Origin of the sequence: Thermobifida alba (assembly GCF_023208015.1) — a bacterium.
In the GTDB taxonomy this organism is placed as follows: domain Bacteria; phylum Actinomycetota; class Actinomycetes; order Streptosporangiales; family Streptosporangiaceae; genus Thermobifida; species Thermobifida alba.
In genome coordinates this window covers 4668331-4683304 of the sequence record NZ_CP051627.1, presented here as the reverse complement: position 1 = coordinate 4683304, position 14974 = coordinate 4668331, and the positions used below count along the sequence as shown (strand labels likewise).

General features: G+C 70.6%; 11 protein-coding genes. 8 read left to right on the top strand and 3 right to left on the bottom strand.

The genetic code is table 11. From position 1 onward, the window contains the following. Positions 1-333: 333 nt before the first annotated feature. The 4 genes from FOF52_RS20965 (at position 334) to glgB (ending at position 7888) form a co-directional block, all read left to right on the top strand. Positions 334-2301: an alpha-1,4-glucan--maltose-1-phosphate maltosyltransferase gene (locus tag FOF52_RS20965; RefSeq protein ID WP_248591602.1), complete on the top strand. Its 1968-nt coding sequence runs from the start codon at positions 334-336 to the stop codon at positions 2299-2301. A 76-nt stretch (positions 2302-2377) separates the two neighbouring features. Beyond that, complete coding sequence (gene treS, locus FOF52_RS20960; protein ID WP_248591601.1) at positions 2378-4213, top strand: maltose alpha-D-glucosyltransferase; 1836 nt, start codon at positions 2378-2380, stop codon at positions 4211-4213. 21 nt (positions 4214-4234) lie between these two features. Beyond that, the gene (locus FOF52_RS20955; protein ID WP_248591600.1) at positions 4235-5629 is read left to right on the top strand and encodes a maltokinase N-terminal cap-like domain-containing protein; all 1395 of its coding nucleotides are present in this window, start codon (positions 4235-4237) and stop codon (positions 5627-5629) included. An 81-nt stretch (positions 5630-5710) separates the two neighbouring features. Beyond that, positions 5711-7888, top strand: coding sequence for a 1,4-alpha-glucan branching protein GlgB (gene glgB / locus FOF52_RS20950; protein ID WP_425265509.1), 2178 nt, complete (start codon positions 5711-5713; stop codon positions 7886-7888). Positions 7889-7923: 35 nt separating this feature from the next. Here glgB and FOF52_RS20945 read toward each other — a convergent pair whose 3' ends face one another. Then, positions 7924-8685: a hypothetical protein gene (locus FOF52_RS20945; RefSeq protein ID WP_248591598.1), complete on the bottom strand. Its 762-nt coding sequence runs from the start codon at positions 8683-8685 to the stop codon at positions 7924-7926. A gap of 106 nt (positions 8686-8791) precedes the next feature. Between FOF52_RS20945 and FOF52_RS20940 the strand changes: the two genes are divergently transcribed. From FOF52_RS20940 to FOF52_RS20930, 3 genes are all read left to right on the top strand, one after another. Then, positions 8792-9991: a glycoside hydrolase family 18 protein gene (locus tag FOF52_RS20940; RefSeq protein WP_248591597.1), complete on the top strand. Its 1200-nt coding sequence runs from the start codon at positions 8792-8794 to the stop codon at positions 9989-9991. Positions 9992-10066: 75 nt separating this feature from the next. Further along, a complete protein-coding gene (gene sppA / locus FOF52_RS20935; RefSeq protein WP_248591596.1) occupies positions 10067-11779 on the top strand; it encodes a signal peptide peptidase SppA in 1713 nt (570 codons plus the stop codon). Continuing rightward, positions 11776-12267, top strand: a complete 492-nt coding sequence (locus FOF52_RS20930) for a flavin reductase family protein (RefSeq protein WP_248591595.1) — start codon at positions 11776-11778, stop codon at positions 12265-12267. Before sppA ends, FOF52_RS20930 begins: the two co-directional genes overlap by 4 nt. Before the next feature lie 85 nt (positions 12268-12352). On the opposite strand, the gene FOF52_RS20925 is transcribed toward FOF52_RS20930, so the two are convergent. Both FOF52_RS20925 and FOF52_RS20920 read right to left on the bottom strand, forming a co-directional pair. After that, positions 12353-13009, bottom strand: a complete 657-nt coding sequence (locus FOF52_RS20925) for an HAD family hydrolase (protein ID WP_248593965.1) — start codon at positions 13007-13009, stop codon at positions 12353-12355. A gap of 57 nt (positions 13010-13066) precedes the next feature. After that, the gene (locus FOF52_RS20920; RefSeq protein ID WP_282573782.1) at positions 13067-13771 is read right to left on the bottom strand and encodes an NUDIX hydrolase; all 705 of its coding nucleotides are present in this window, start codon (positions 13769-13771) and stop codon (positions 13067-13069) included. 174 nt (positions 13772-13945) lie between these two features. Between FOF52_RS20920 and nadA the strand changes: the two genes are divergently transcribed. Next, positions 13946-14944, top strand: coding sequence for a quinolinate synthase NadA (gene nadA / locus FOF52_RS20915; protein ID WP_248591594.1), 999 nt, complete (start codon positions 13946-13948; stop codon positions 14942-14944). Positions 14945-14974 lie beyond the last annotated feature (30 nt).

Genomic DNA, 14974 nt, shown 5'->3' with positions numbered 1-14974 from the left:
GTAGATCACGTTGATCACGCAGATGGGAGGGGAGGGGTTGGGGGTCCCGCTTCTCCTGCTCCCTTCCGCCCTTTTTGCTTCCCTACCCTTCGGGTGTGCTACTTGCCCACCGGGCGGATATGTGACTAGCCTCACAAAAATAAATCCGTTCGGACTGTCGGAGAGTGGAGAATTCAGCCCGACTATAGACACAGGAGCGACTCACCCACACTCAGCCCCAAAGCACCTCTTGAAGGTTTCTTGGGCGATTTTTGACAGCTAGGCCCGCCCTCTGCCGCACAACCGCCACAACCCGCCAAACCACCCGGACCTCAACATCTCGATGGTGCACCCGTGATCGGACGATTTCCCATTCTCGACGTCTCGCCCGTGGTCGAGGCCGGGACGGCCAAGGCCGTCGTCGGCGAGACCTTTCCCGTGCGTGCGACCGTGTTCCGCGAAGGCCACGAGGCACTCGGTGCGGGCGTGGTCCTCTACACCCCCGAGGGGCAGCGCCGGCCCCTCGTCCCGCTCCGCGAGGTCGCCCCGGGCACCGACCGCTACGAAGCCGAGGTCACCGTCACCTCGGAGGGGCGCTGGCACTTCGTCATCGAGGCGTGGGGCGACCCGTACGCGACGTGGCGCCACGACGCCGAGATCAAGATCCCGCTCGGCCAGGACGTCGACCTGATGCTGGAGGAGGGCGCCCGCCTGCTCGACCGCATCGCCCGCCGCGTCCCGCGCCGTCCCGCGATCGCCGAGATCGCCGCCGCCCTGCGGGACGAGTCCCGCCCCGCCCACGAACGGCTGGAACTCGCCGTGTCCGACCTCGTCCTCAGCGAACTGGCCGAGCGCCCGCTGCGGGAACTGGTCACCCGGTCCAAGCGCTTCCCCGTGGTGGTCAGCCGCCGGCGCGCGCTGTTCGGCTCCTGGTACGAGTTCTTCCCGCGCTCCGAGGGCGCGGTGCTCGACACCGAGGACGGCGAACCCCGCTCTGGCACGTTCGCCACCGCGGCCAGGCGCCTGCCCGCCATCGCCGACATGGGGTTCGACATCGTCTACCTGCCGCCCATCCACCCGGTGGGCCACTCCTTCCGCAAGGGGCGCAACAACTCGCCCCTGGCCCAGCCGGGCGACCCCGGGTCGGTGTGGGCGATCGGCTCCTACGAGGGCGGCCACGACGCCGTCCACCCGGACCTGGGCACCATCGAGGACTTCGACGCCTTCGTGGCCCGCGCCCGCGAACTCGGGCTGGAGGTCGCCCTGGACCTGGCCCTCCAGGCCTCCCCCGACCACCCGTGGGTCAAGGAGCACCCCGAGTGGTTCACGGTCCGCGCCGACGGCTCGATCGCCTACGCGGAGAACCCGCCCAAGAAGTACCAGGACATCTACCCGCTCAACTTCGACAAGGACCCCGAGGGGATCTTCGCCGAGGTGCGCCGGATCGTGCGGTACTGGATGTCGCACGGTGTGCGCGTCTTCCGCGTGGACAACCCGCACACCAAGCCGGTGTCGTTCTGGGAGCGCCTGCTGGCCGACATCGCCGCGACCGATCCCGACGTCATCTTCCTCGCCGAGGCGTTCACCCGGCCGGCGATGATGCACACCCTGGCCAGGATCGGGTTCCACCAGTCCTACACCTACTTCACCTGGCGCAACACCAAGCAGGAACTGGAGGAGTACCTCACCGAGCTCACCGGTGAGGCGGCCGCCTACATGCGCCCCAACTTCTTCGTCAACACCCCTGACATCCTGCACGCCTACCTGCAGCACGGCGGGCGCCCGGCGTTCGAGGTCCGGGCGATCCTCGCCGCCACGCTCTCCCCGACCTGGGGCATGTACTCCGGCTACGAACTGTGCGAGAACCGCGCGCTGAAGCCGGGCAGCGAAGAGTACCTCGACTCGGAGAAGTACCAGTACCGGCCGCGCGACTGGGACGCGGCCGAGGAGGCCGGGATCACCATCACCCCGCTGATCCGCAAGCTGAACTACCTGCGGCGCAGCCACCCGGCCCTGCAAGAACTGCGCAACCTGCGGTTCCACCACGCCGACCAGCCCGAGATCATCTGCTACTCGAAGCGGTTGGCCTCCGCCGACCAGGGGCGTGACGACACCGTCCTGGTCGTCGCCAATCTCGACCCGCACCACACGCGCGAAGCGACCGTCTGGCTCGACATGCCGGCGCTCGGCTTCGCCCCCGGCGACCACATCACGGTCACCGACCAGTTGTCGGGAGATTCGTATCACTGGGTAGAGGCCAACTACGTCCGCCTCGACCCGCACGTTCAGACCGCTCACGTATTCACAGTCACCTCTGCCTAGGGCCCCGAACCGAATCACGCCCGCATCCGGGGTCCTGTGGGAACGCAGTGGACAGCCAACACAGGTGGAGAAGTCGATGACCACACCCGAGCCGGTTCCCGGCACCAGCCGCACACCCCTCGTGTCCGTCCCGGACACGTTCACCCATGAGAAGCCGCGCGATCCCTACTGGTACAAGCACGCGGTGTTCTACGAGGTCCTGGTCCGCGGCTTCTACGACTCCAACGGAGACGGCACCGGCGACCTGCGCGGGCTCATCGAGAAGCTGGACTACCTCCAGTGGCTGGGCATCGACTGCCTGTGGCTGCTGCCGATCTACGAGTCCCCGCTGCGCGACGGCGGCTACGACATCTCCGACTACATGAAGATCCTGCCGGAGTTCGGGCAGATCGCCGACTTCATCGAACTGGTGGAGAAAGCCCACGAGCGCGGGATCCGGGTCATCACCGACCTGGTCATGAACCACACCAGCGACCAGCACCCGTGGTTCAAGGCCTCCCGGGAGGACCCCGACGGCCCCTACGGCGACTTCTACGTCTGGTCCGACACCACCGAACGGTACGCCGACGCGCGCATCATCTTCATCGACACCGAGCAGTCCAACTGGGCCTACGACGAGGTGCGCGGGCAGTACTACTGGCACCGCTTCTTCTCCCACCAGCCCGACCTCAACTTCGAGAACCCGGCGGTGCAGGACGCCATCCTGGAGGTGATGCGGTTCTGGCTGGACCTCGGCATCGACGGGTTCCGCCTGGACGCCGTGCCCTACCTGTACGAGCGTGAGGGCACCAACTGCGAGAACCTCAAGGAGACCCACGAGTTCCTCAAGCGGATCCGCGCCGAGGTGGACCGCCTCTACCCCGACCGGGTGCTGCTGAGCGAGGCCAACCAGTGGCCCGCCGACGTCGTCGACTACTTCGGCGACTTCGAGTCCGGCGGCGACGAGTGCCACATGAACTTCCACTTCCCGCTGATGCCGCGCATGTTCATGGCGGTCCGCAGGGAGCAGCGCTACCCCATCTCCGAGATCCTCGCGCAGACCCCGCGCATCCCGCGCAACTGCCAGTGGGCGATCTTCCTGCGCAACCACGACGAGTTGACGCTGGAGATGGTCAACGACGAAGAACGCGACTACATGTACGCCGAGTACGCCAAGGACCCGCGGATGCGCGCCAACGTGGGCATCCGGCGCCGCCTGGCCCCGCTGCTGGAGAACGACACCAACCAGATCAAGCTGTTCACCGCGCTGCTGCTGTCGCTGCCCGGCTCCCCGGTGCTGTACTACGGCGACGAGATCGGCATGGGCGACAACATCTGGCTGGGCGACCGCGACAGCGTGCGCACCCCCATGCAGTGGACGTCCGACCGCAACGCCGGGTTCTCCCGCTGCGACCCGGGCCGGCTGTACCTGCCGCTGATCATGGACCCGATCTACGGCTACCAGGCGATCAACGTCGAGGCCCAGCTGGACAACCCCAGCTCCCTGCTGAACTGGACGCGCAAGATGATCCAGATCCGCAAGCGGCACCCCGTCTTCGGCACCGGGCAGTTCACCGAACTGCACGCGAGCAACCCCAGTGTGCTGGCGTTCGTCCGCGAGTACGGCAACGACCGGATGCTGTGCGTCAACAACCTGTCCCGTTTTCCGCAACCGGTCGAACTGGACCTCCGCCGCTTCGAGGGGGTCACGCCGATCGAGTGCACCGGAGGAGTGCATTTCCCCCCCATCGGGGAACTGCCCTACCTGTTGACTCTTCCCGGGCACGGCTTCTACTGGTTCCAGCTTCCGCCGGTCCCCGAGGAGCAGCCCCTGGCCAGTCCCGTGACCGCTATCACGGCCGTCCTGCCGGAGCCCGGCGCCGCGGACGACACGGCGTCCGACCCGACCCAGCGGTCCGCACAACGGTCCTGAGGAGAAACGGATCTGTCTGTCATGACTCGGCTTGAGGAGCTACTGACCACCTGGCTTCCGACCCAGCGCTGGTTCGCGGGCAAGGGGGTGGCCGTCGACGCCCTGCGGATCGAAGCCGCGCACGTCGTCGTCCCCGGCCTCCCCGGCCTGCGCATACTGGTGGTGGCGGTCACCCAGGACGGCAGAACCGACCGCTACCAGGTGCTCCTCGGGCTGCGCAGTCCCGGCGCGGTTCCGGACGAACTCGCACACGCCGTCATCGGCGTGTGCGAGTCCCCCGCCGGCCTGGACGGCCCGTCGACCGTGGCGGCCTACGACGCCGCGCACGACACGGTCATGACGGCGCACCTGCTGTCCGGGATCGCGGAGAACCGCGACGTCGGCGCGGTGCGGTTCCGCACCACGCCCGGGACCGGGGTGCACACCGGGCTGCGCAGCCTGGTGCTGACCGGTGAGCAGTCCAACACCACCCTCGTCTACGGCGAGGAGTACGTGCTCAAGACGTTCCGGCGGCTGTGGCCGGGACTCAACCCGGACCTGGAGCTGACCTCGGCGCTGGCCGGGGCGGGATCGGAGTTCGTCGCCCGGCCCCACGGCTGGATCGAGGTCGACGTGGCCGACCCCGCCACCGGACGGACCACGCCCACCACGCTGGCGATGCTCCAGGAGTACCTGCGCAGCGCCACCGACGGCTGGGTGCTGGCCGCGACCAGCGTGCGCGACCTGTACGCCTCCCCGGGGCTGCCGCCCGGCGAGGCGGGCGGCGACTTCGCGGGCGAGGCCCAGCGGCTGGGCGCCGCCACCGCCGCGGTCCACCGGGACCTGGCCCGCGTCCTGCCCACGGACGTGCTCGGCTCCGAGGCCCAGTCGCGCCTGGCCGACGCCATGACGGCCCGGCTGCACACGGCGGTGGCCGAGGTGCCGGAACTGGCTCCGCACGCACAGACGCTGTACGCGGCGTTCGAGGCGCTGCGCGACTCCCACGCCGACCTGCCGGTGCAGCGGGTCCACGGCGACTACCACCTGGGCCAGGTGGTGCGCACCGACTCCGGGTGGGTGCTGCTGGACTTCGAGGGCGAACCCGCGGTCCCGGTCGGCGAACGGCAGAAGCTGTCCAGTCCGCTGCGGGACGTGGCGGGCATGCTGCGGTCGTTCGACTACGCCGCCCGGTACCAGCTGGTCGGCCATACCGACGATGCCGCCCTGGTCACGGCGGCACGGGCGTGGGCGCAGCGCAACCGCGAGGCGTTCTGCGAGGGCTACGCCTCCGGCGGCGGGGTCGACCCGGAGAAGCACCAGGTCGTGCTGCGCGCGTTCGAGTACGACAAGGCGGTCTACGAGGTGATGTACGAGGCCCGCCACCGACCGCACTGGATCAGCATTCCACTGGACTCGATCACGGCACTGACCGGGTGATCCCGGTCTCCCTGGTCCGTCCCGTCCTCTCCGCGGGGCTCCGACCCCCTTCTCCCGATCCTTCGACCGTTACGGATGACCATGACCGACGCACTCCTCGCCGAGATCGACACCCTCGTCTCCGGAGCACACCACAACCCGCACGGCCTGCTCGGAGCCCATCCGGGACCGGAGGGGGTCCACGTGCGCGCCCTGCGCCCGCTGGCCCGCTCCGTGCACGTCCTGCTGCCGGACGGCAGCCGGGTCGAACTGCCCCACCTGCGCAGCGGGGTGTTCGCCGGCACGGTGCCGGGCACGCAGGTCCCCGACTACCGACTGGTGGTCCGCTACTCCGACGACGGCGAGGAGCTCGTCGTCGACGACCCCTACCGGCACCTGCCCACCCTCGGTGAACTGGACATCCACCTCATCTGCGAGGGGCGGCACGAAGAACTGTGGCGGGCCTTGGGCGCCCACACCAGACGTTTTCCCTCGGTCTTGGGCGAGACCGCCGGGACGGCGTTCGCGGTGTGGGCGCCCAACGCCCGCGGCGTGCGTGTCGTCGGGGACTTCAACCACTGGGACGGCACCGGGCACCCGATGCGCTCCCTGGGCGCCTGCGGCGTGTGGGAGCTGTTCGTTCCGGGGGTCGGCGACGGCACCCGCTACAAGTACCAGGTGCTGGGCGCCGACGGCGTGTGGCGGGAGAAGGCCGATCCGATGGCGTTCGCCACCCAGGTGCCGCCGGAGACCGCGTCGGTGGTGTTCACCTCCCGCCACGAGTGGCACGACGACGCCTGGCTCGCCGAACGCAAGACCGCAGACCTCACCCGGGAGCCGGTGAGCGTCTACGAGGTGCACCTCGGCTCGTGGCGGCCCGGCCTGTCCTACCTGGAGCTGGCCGACCAGCTGGTGGACTACGTCCGCGAGATGGGCTTCACGCACGTGGAGTTCCTGCCCGTCGCCGAGCACCCGTTCGGCGGGTCCTGGGGCTACCAGGTCACCTCCTACTACGCGCCCACCTCCCGCTTCGGTTCCCCCGACGACTTCCGGCACCTGGTGGACCGGCTGCACCAGGCGGGCATCGGGGTGCTGCTGGACTGGGTTCCCGCGCACTTCCCGCGGGACGAGTGGGCGCTGTCCCGCTTCGACGGCACCGCCCTGTACGAGCATCCCGACCCGCGGCGCGGCGAGCACCCCGACTGGGACACGCTCATCTTCAACTACGGCCGGACCGAGGTGCGCAACTTCCTGGTCGCCAACGCGCTGTTCTGGCTGGAGGAGTTCCACGTCGACGGGTTGCGGGTGGACGCCGTGGCCTCGATGCTCTACCTGGACTACTCCCGCGATTCGGGCCAGTGGGAGCCCAACGCCTACGGCGGCCGGGAGAACCTGGAGGCCATCGACTTCCTCCGCGAGCTGAACGCCACCGCCTACCGGCGCAACCCGGGGATCACCATGATCGCCGAGGAGTCGACGGCCTGGCCCGGGGTGACCCGCGCCACCGACACCGGCGGCCTCGGCTTCGGCTTCAAGTGGAACATGGGCTGGATGCACGACACCCTGGCCTACCTGCGACACGACCCGGTGCACCGGCAGTACCACCACAACGAGATCACCTTCTCGATGGTGTACGCCCACAGCGAGAACTACGTGCTGCCGCTCTCCCACGACGAGGTGGTGCACGGCAAGGGCTCCCTGCTGTACAAGATGCCCGGGAACGAGTGGCAACGCTGCGCCAACCTGCGGGCGCTGCTGGGGTACATGTGGGCGCACCCCGGCAAGCAGCTGCTGTTCATGGGGGCCGAGATCGCCCAGGGCGAGGAGTGGTCGCACGACGCCGGGGTGCCGTGGTGGCTGCTGCGGTACCCGCACCACGCCGGGGTGCGCCGTCTGGTGGCCGATCTCAACCGGCTGTACCGGGACACTCCGGCGCTGTGGAGCCAGGACACCGTTCCCGAGGGCTTCACCTGGCTGGACGGCGGCGACGCGGGCGGCAACACGCTGTCGTTCCTGCGGTGGGGCGACGACGGCTCGGTGCTGGCCTGCCTGGTGAACTTCAGCGGCGGTCCGCACCCGGAGCGCCGGGTCGGCCTGCCCCGCGCGGGCCGGTGGCGGGAGGTCCTCAACACCGACGCCGTGCTCTACGGCGGCAGCGGGGTCTCCCAGCCGGGGGTCATCGAGGCCTCCGAGGAGACCCCGTGGCAGGGCCAGCCCGCCTCCGCCCTGGTGACCTATCCGCCGCTGGGGGTGTCCTGGCTGGTGTTCGACGGGGAGTGAGCCCCGGGGAGGCGGCCGCCTCCCCGGGCGCCCCGCTAGTCGTCGTCGCGGTCCTCGTCCTCGTCTTCGTCCCGCCGTTCCTGCTCGCTGTTGCGCTGCTTGTACTCGGTGACGTCCATCGACTCGGCGACCGTGAGGTAGAGGCTGTCGTAGCGCTGGTCCACCGACCAGGCGTAGACCAGCACGTCACTCTCCGGGAGGAACCACAGCCGCACCTCGAAGACGTCGTCGTTCTCGCAGGTCACCTTCCAGGTGGAGTAGTGCGACCGGAGTCCGTCGGCGTGGGTGGTCAACCCGTCGCCGACCAGGTTCAGCTTGGACTCCCTGATCCCGACGTTCCCGGCCTCGGCGGTGTTCAGGCTGCGGCAGGTGTCGGGTTCCGCGGCCCAGCCGTCGTCCTTGTGGAAGGCGCTGTCCTTCTTGGGCCAGTTGGCGGGGTGCCGCTCGGCGGCCTTGGGCCGCACCTCGATCGCACCGTAGCCGCAGGTCGCCTGCCCGGGGGGACGCATGCACAGCACTCCCTCCCCCTGGTCGACCTCCCATCCCTGGGGTGCGTTGATCTTGACCCCCTCGATGTTGAGGGGGGTGAACCCCGCGGGCGGGGGAGCCTCGGCGGCCGTGAGGACACCGCCGTACGTGGCGTCGGGTTCGGGAACGGGGGGACGCTCCGACGAGGCCGAGTCGGAGCCGCCGCACCCCGTCACGGCCAGCGTCGCGGCGGCCAGGGCCGCCGCCGCACGGACGGGGGGACGCTTCCGAGGGGCTTCGAACCGCGCTCGGCTGGGGATGCCGGACATGCGATTCCCTTCTCTACACGCTTGACCTCAACGACGATAGCGGGCGAATCTGGCGTTCTGCGCCACACTCCGTGACACCGACCGCCCAGACGCGAGAGGACCCCCGGTGCGCATCATCGGCTACTTTCCCCAGTGGGGCATCTACGACCGTCACTACTTCCTGCGTGACGTCCACTCCAGCGGACAGGCCGCCAAACTCACCCACCTCACCTACGCCTTCGGTGAGTTGGACGAGCAGGGCGTCTGCGTCATGACCGACGAGGCGACCGGGGACGCCTGGGCGGACTACCAGTGCCGGTTCAGCACTTCGGAAAGCGTAGACGGCAGGGGCGACTCCTATGAACAGCCCCTGGCCGGAAACTTCAACCAGCTGCGGAAACTGAAGAAACGGCACCGGCACCTCAAGGTCGGCATCTCCTTCGGCGGCTGGAACGCCTCCAAGTACCTGTCCAACGCCGCGCACACCCCCGAGTCGCGGGCGGCCTTCGCCTCCTCACTGGTCTCCCTCTACTTCGACGGCAACCTCCCGGTGCTGCCGGGCGAGCCGCAGGGCGGTCCGGGAACCGCCGCGGGGATCTTCGACTACGTCGACTTCGACTGGGAGTGGCCGGGCTCCGACGGGCACGAGCACAACGTGGTCCGCCCCGAGGACCGGCGCAACTACACGCTGCTGCTCGCTGAGACCCGCCGCCAGCTGGACGACTTCACCGCGCGGACGGGCCGCCCGGTGGAGATCAGCGCCTACCTGCCCGCCGACGCCGAGCGCATCGCGGCGGGAATCGAACTGGAACTGTTCGACTACCTGGACTTCGGGATCGTGCAGGGCTACGACTTCAACGGCGACTGGGACCTGACCACCAACCACGCCTCGCAGCTGTACACCCCCCGCGACGATCCCTCGCCGCGGAAGCTCAGCCTGGACACCGGCGTGGTCAACTACCTGGAACTGGGCGTGCCCCCGGAGAAGCTGGTCATCGGCGTCCCCGGGTTCGGGCGGGGCTGGCGCGGCGTCCGCGGCCGCCGCAACGGCCTCTACCAGCGCGCCCGGGAGGTGGCCCCGGGCACCTGGGAACCGGGCGATGAGGACTACCGGACCCTGGCGCGCCGCCCCGGCAGGCGGTTCCGCGACCGCGAGCACGGGGCGCTGTGGCTGTACGACGGGGACGAGTTCTGGAGCTACGACGATCCCGAGGTGATCCGGCAGAAGGCCGCCTACGCCAAGGACCTGGGACTGGCCGGGCTGAGCCTGTGGTCGCTGGACAACGACGACTCGCACGGCTCCCTGGTGCGCGCCATGCACGGGTGAGCGGCCGCGCGCGCCGCCCAAGCCCGGTCCCGTTCCGGAGATCTCGGGAGGAACCGCTCGTCTAGGCTGAGGACCATGGTGGATGTCGCGAAGCTGTTCGACCCCGTGACCGCGATCCGGCGGCGGCGCAGTGCCCCGCTGGTCCTCGAACTGGACCTGACCGAGGGAATCACCGACGAACCGCCCGGTGATCCGCTCGGCCAGCTCATGGCGATGCGGCGGCAGCGGCTGTTCGACGTCGTCGAGGGCATCCGGCGCGGCGCCCGCGACCCCCGGGTCCGGGCGCTGGTCGTCAAGATCGGCTCCCACCCGATCGGCATGGCCAAGGTGCAGGAACTGCGGCAGGCCGTCGCCGTGTTCCGCCGCGCCGGCAAGGCCACGGTGGCGTGGAGCGAGTCGTTCGGGGAGTTCGGCCCCGGCTCCCTGCCCTACTACCTGGCCACGGCGTTCGAGGAGATCGTGCTGCTGCCCTCGGGGTCGGTGGGGCTCACCGGGGTGAGCGCGGAGAACACCTTCTTCGGCGAGGCCGTGGAGAAGCTCGGCGTCGAGTACCAGGCCGGGGCGCGGCACGAGTACAAGACCGCCGTCAACGTGTTCACCGAGCGCGGCTTCACCGAACCGCACCGGGAGGCCAGCGGCCGGATCGTCGAGTCCTTCACCGAACAGCTCGTGGCGGGCATCAGCGCCGGCCGCGACCTGACCGAGGACACGGTGCGCGCGCTCATCGACCGGGGCCCGTTCCTGGCCGCCGAGGCCCTGGAGAGCCGTCTGGTCGACCGGATCGCCTACCGCGACGAGATCTACACGGAGCTGCTGGACCGCTGCTCCGCCCCCGGCGCCCCCGCCCACCTGCAGTACGTCTCCCGCTACCAGCGGACCCGCTCCCTGGCCGACCGGGTCCCGGCCGCGCACCGCGGCGGCTACGTGGCGCTGATCTCCGGGGTGGGGCAGATCGTGCCCGGGCACAGCCGCCGCTCGCCGCTGGGCGGGGGCGCGGCGATGGGCTCGGAGACCGTGGCGGCGGCGTTCCGCGCGGCCCGCCGGGACCCGCACGTGCGCGCGGTGGTGTTCCGGGTGAACAGCCCCGGCGGCTCCTACACCGCCTCCGACGTGATCTGGCGCGAGGTGGTGCTGACCAGCCGGGCGGGCACCCCGGTCGTGGTGTCGATGGGCGAGGTCGCCGGCTCGGGCGGCTACTTCGTCGCCGCGGGCGCCGACGTGATCGTGGCGCAGCCGGGCACGATCACCGGTTCGATCGGCGTGTTCGTGGGCAAGGCGGTGCTGTCGGGCCTGCTCGACCGGCTGGGGATCGCCAGCGACGCCGTCGACGGCGGCCGCCACGCGGGCATGTTCAGCAGCAACCGCCCGTTCAGCGACACCGAGTGGGAGCGCGTCAACACGATGCTCGACCACATCTACGACGACTTCGTCGGCCGGGTCGCCGAGGGGCGGGGGATGACCCGCGAGCAGGTGCACGAGGTGGCCCGGGGCCGGGTGTGGACCGGCCAGGACGCGCTGGCCAAGGGCCTGGTGGACGAGGTGGGCGGACTGGAGACCGCGGTGCGGCTGGCCCGCGACCGGGCCGGTCTGCCGCCGTTCGCCCCGGTGCGGCACTTCCCGCGGCTGGGGCCGCTGGAGCGGCTGGTTCCGGCCGAGTCGAGCGAGGACAGGGCGGCGCAGGCACGGCTGCGGCTGAGCGCGTGGGGTCCGCTGGCCGACCTGTCGGCCCGGCTGGGGCTGCCCGCGGCGGGTCCGCTGGTGATGCCGGGGACGTGGGAGATCCGGTGATCACGAGCGCGGAGTTCACCGAGACCCTGGCCCGTTTCGCCACCGGGGTGACCGTGGTGACCATCGCCGAGGGCCGCGACGACATCGGCAGCACGATCAACGCGTTCGCGTCGATCTCGGCGGATCCGCCGATCGTCATGGTGAGCGTCACCTCGACCAGTTACCTGGCCGAGGTGATCGACCGGCAGGGGCGGTTCGCGGTGAACGTGCTCAGCGCCCGCCAGAAGGCCATCGCGGGCCGGTTCGCCGCCGCGGGCCGTCCCAGCGCGCGGCTGCTGCTGGCGTCGGAGCCGCACCACCGGGGGGAGCGGACCGGCGCGCTGGTGCTGTCCGCCGCGGCCGCCGCGTGCGAGTGCGAGGTGGCGCAGCGCATCGTCGCGGGCGACCACACCGTCTACCTCGCCTCCGTGGTGGCCCTGCCCCGGGTGACCGGGGAGGCCGACGGTCCGCTGGTCCGCTACGGCCGCCGCTACCGGACGCTGGGCTGAGCGCCGCCCGACCGGGCTCGGACCGCGCCGCCGGTGGGCGCGCAGGCGCGGCCTCCCGGGAGGGCGGGGGGTGCCGGGGGCGGGTTCACCGGACGTTCGCCGCCAGCCAGTCCGCGAGTTCGGCCAGGCTGGACACGATCACGTCGGCCTGGGCGGCCTCGGGGCGCTCGGCGTGCAGGTAGCCCCAGGGGCCGCGGCGGAGCAGGGCGGTGCGCAGGCCGGCGGCGCGGGCCGGGATGACGTCGTTGTCGACGCGGTCGCCCACGTAGAGGATCTCCTCGGCGGCGTGTCCGGCCTCCTCGATCACCCGGGTGAAGAACGCCCGTTCGGGTTTGGCCACGCCCCACGCGGCCGAGACGTGGATCTCCTCGACCGGAAGGTCCATGGCGCGCAGCGCGTCCTCCGCCTGGGCGGGCTGGTTGCCCGCGACGAGCACGCGCAGGCCCTGGGCGCGCAGCCGCTCCAGGGTCGGACGGACGTCGGGGTAGAGGTCGTCCGCGTCGAAGTTCTCCCGCAGCGAGTGGGGTTCGTCCCGCTGCCACGCGGTGATCTCGGCGTCCAGGTCGAAACCGGGCTTGACCAGCCGGAAGGCGTCGAGCATCGGGCGCCCCTCGGCGAGTACCCCGCCCAGGGTGCCGAAGAAGGTGAGGTGGGGGACCCCGAGGCGGTCGGCCCAGCGGCCGAAGATCCGGGTTTCGTCGATCAGGGTCTCACCGACGTCGAAGACCACGCTGCGAATCATCACAAAAAGGACGCTAACACAACGCCTTCCCAGGTGGTCCGCCTGTGCGGGAGGCGGTCAGCTCGGCGGGCGCAGCACCGCGAAGGCGTCGGTGATCTCCAGTTTGCGGGTGCGGAACCGGAAGAGCGCCGCGGGACGGCCGCCGGAGCGTCCCGAGGGCACGCTTTGGCCGGTCTCCTCGATCTGCCCCCGGCGCAGCAGTACCCGGCGCAGGTTGGTGGCCGCGACGTCGTGGCCCAGGGCGGCGCGGTAGTAGCGGGCGAGCTGGGACATGGTGAACTCGGGCGGAGCGAGCGCGAACCCGATGTTGGTGTAGGAGAGTTTGGCGCGCAGCCTCCGTCTGGCCGCGCCGACCATGACCGCGTGGTCGAACGCCATGGGCGGCAGTTCCGAGACCGGCCACCACTCGGTGTCGTCGGGGACGAGCGGGTCGATCCCCGCGGGCACCAGGCCGAGGTAGGCGGTGGCCAGGACGCGGCCGAAGGGGGCGCGGTCGGGGTCGCCCCAGGTCTCCAACTGCTCCAGGTGGGCGAGTTCCCGCACGTCGACCTTCTGGGCGAGCTGGCGGCGGATCGACTCGCCCAGCCCCTCGGTGGTGCCGAGCCGTCCGCCGGGCAGCGCCCACAGCCCCTCGCACGGAGGGCGGCCGCGCCGCCAGACCAGCACGCACAGGCGGTCGTGGCGGATCTGGAAGACCACGGCCAGCACCTCGTGGGCGCTCCCGGGGTCGCCCCCGGTCGGATGCGCCTGGGCGGGTCTCACGAGACTTCCTCCGACCCCGTCCAATATCCACCCCCGGTTCCTTCCGTCCACTGGGAATCATGTTAAGCTTCCCCGAGTTTTTGCCTATGAGACAAAAACCATCCGGCCCACCGGCACCCGACAGCCCGCCCCACCGGGCGGGCGCCCGGTCCATCTGAAGGAAGAAGCACCGACATGGCAACGGTCACCGCCCCCGCGGACACCATGACCCGACAGGAGTGGGCCGAGGAGGTCCGCCGCCTGGCCAGGGAACGCGACGCGGTCATCCTCGCGCACAACTACCAGCGCCCCGAGATCCAGGACATCGCGGACCACACCGGCGACTCCCTGGCCCTGTCCCGCCTGGCGGCCAGCGTCGAGGCGAGCACCATCGTCTTCTGCGGCGTGCACTTCATGGCGGAGACGGCCAAACTGCTCTCCCCGGAGAAGACGGTCCTGCTGCCCGAGCCCGAGGCCGGCTGCTCCCTGGCCGACACGATCACCGCCGAGGACGTGCGCGCCTGGCGTGCCGAACACCCCGACGCGGTCGTGGTCGCCTACGTCAACACCACCGCCGCGGTCAAGGCCGAGACCGACATCTGCTGCACCTCCTCCAACGCGGCCGACGTCATCCGCTCGATCCCCGAGGACCGGGAGATCCTGTTCCTGCCCGACCAGTTCCTGGGGGCGCACGTCAAGCGGGTCACCGGCCGCGACAACATCCACGTGTGGATGGGCGAGTGCCACGTGCACGCCGGGATCGACGGCCACACCCTGCGGGAGCGGGTCGAGGCCGAACCCGACGCCGAGCTGTACGTGCACCCCGAGTGCGGCTGCGCCACGTCGGCGCTGTACCTGGCCGCCTCCGGCGCGGTGCCCCAGGAGCGGGTCAAGGTGCTGTCCACCGGCGGCATGCTCAGCGCCGCGGAGAAGACCGACGCGCGCAAGGTCCTCATCGCCACCGAGACCGGCATGCTGCACCAGCTGCGCGCGGCCAACCCCACGACCGTCTTCGAACCGGTGAACTCCCGGGCGGAGTGCCACTACATGAAGATGATCACCGCCGAGAAGCTGCTGTCGTCCCTGCGCGACGGCACCACCGAGATCACGGTGCCCGAGGACGTGGCGGCCCGGGCCCGCACGTCGGTGGAGCGCATGATCGCCATCGGCTCGCCCTCGCGCGGCGGCGAGTGACCCCCGTCGCGGCGGGGCCGGCACGGGTGA

Excerpts from the sequence above, each read along its gene's own strand:
- treS (WP_248591601.1), top strand. The coding sequence starts at position 2,378 with ATGACCACACCCGAGCCGGTTCCCGGCACCAGCCGCACACCCCTCGTG.
- FOF52_RS20955 (WP_248591600.1), top strand. The coding sequence starts at position 4,235 with ATGACTCGGCTTGAGGAGCTACTGACCACCTGGCTTCCGACCCAGCGC.
- glgB (WP_425265509.1), top strand. The coding sequence starts at position 5,711 with ATGACCGACGCACTCCTCGCCGAGATCGACACCCTCGTCTCCGGAGCA.
- FOF52_RS20945 (WP_248591598.1), bottom strand. The coding sequence starts at position 8,685 with ATGTCCGGCATCCCCAGCCGAGCGCGGTTCGAAGCCCCTCGGAAGCGT.
- sppA (WP_248591596.1), top strand. The coding sequence starts at position 10,067 with ATGGTGGATGTCGCGAAGCTGTTCGACCCCGTGACCGCGATCCGGCGG.
- FOF52_RS20925 (WP_248593965.1), bottom strand. The coding sequence starts at position 13,009 with ATGATTCGCAGCGTGGTCTTCGACGTCGGTGAGACCCTGATCGACGAA.
- nadA (WP_248591594.1), top strand. The coding sequence starts at position 13,946 with ATGGCAACGGTCACCGCCCCCGCGGACACCATGACCCGACAGGAGTGG.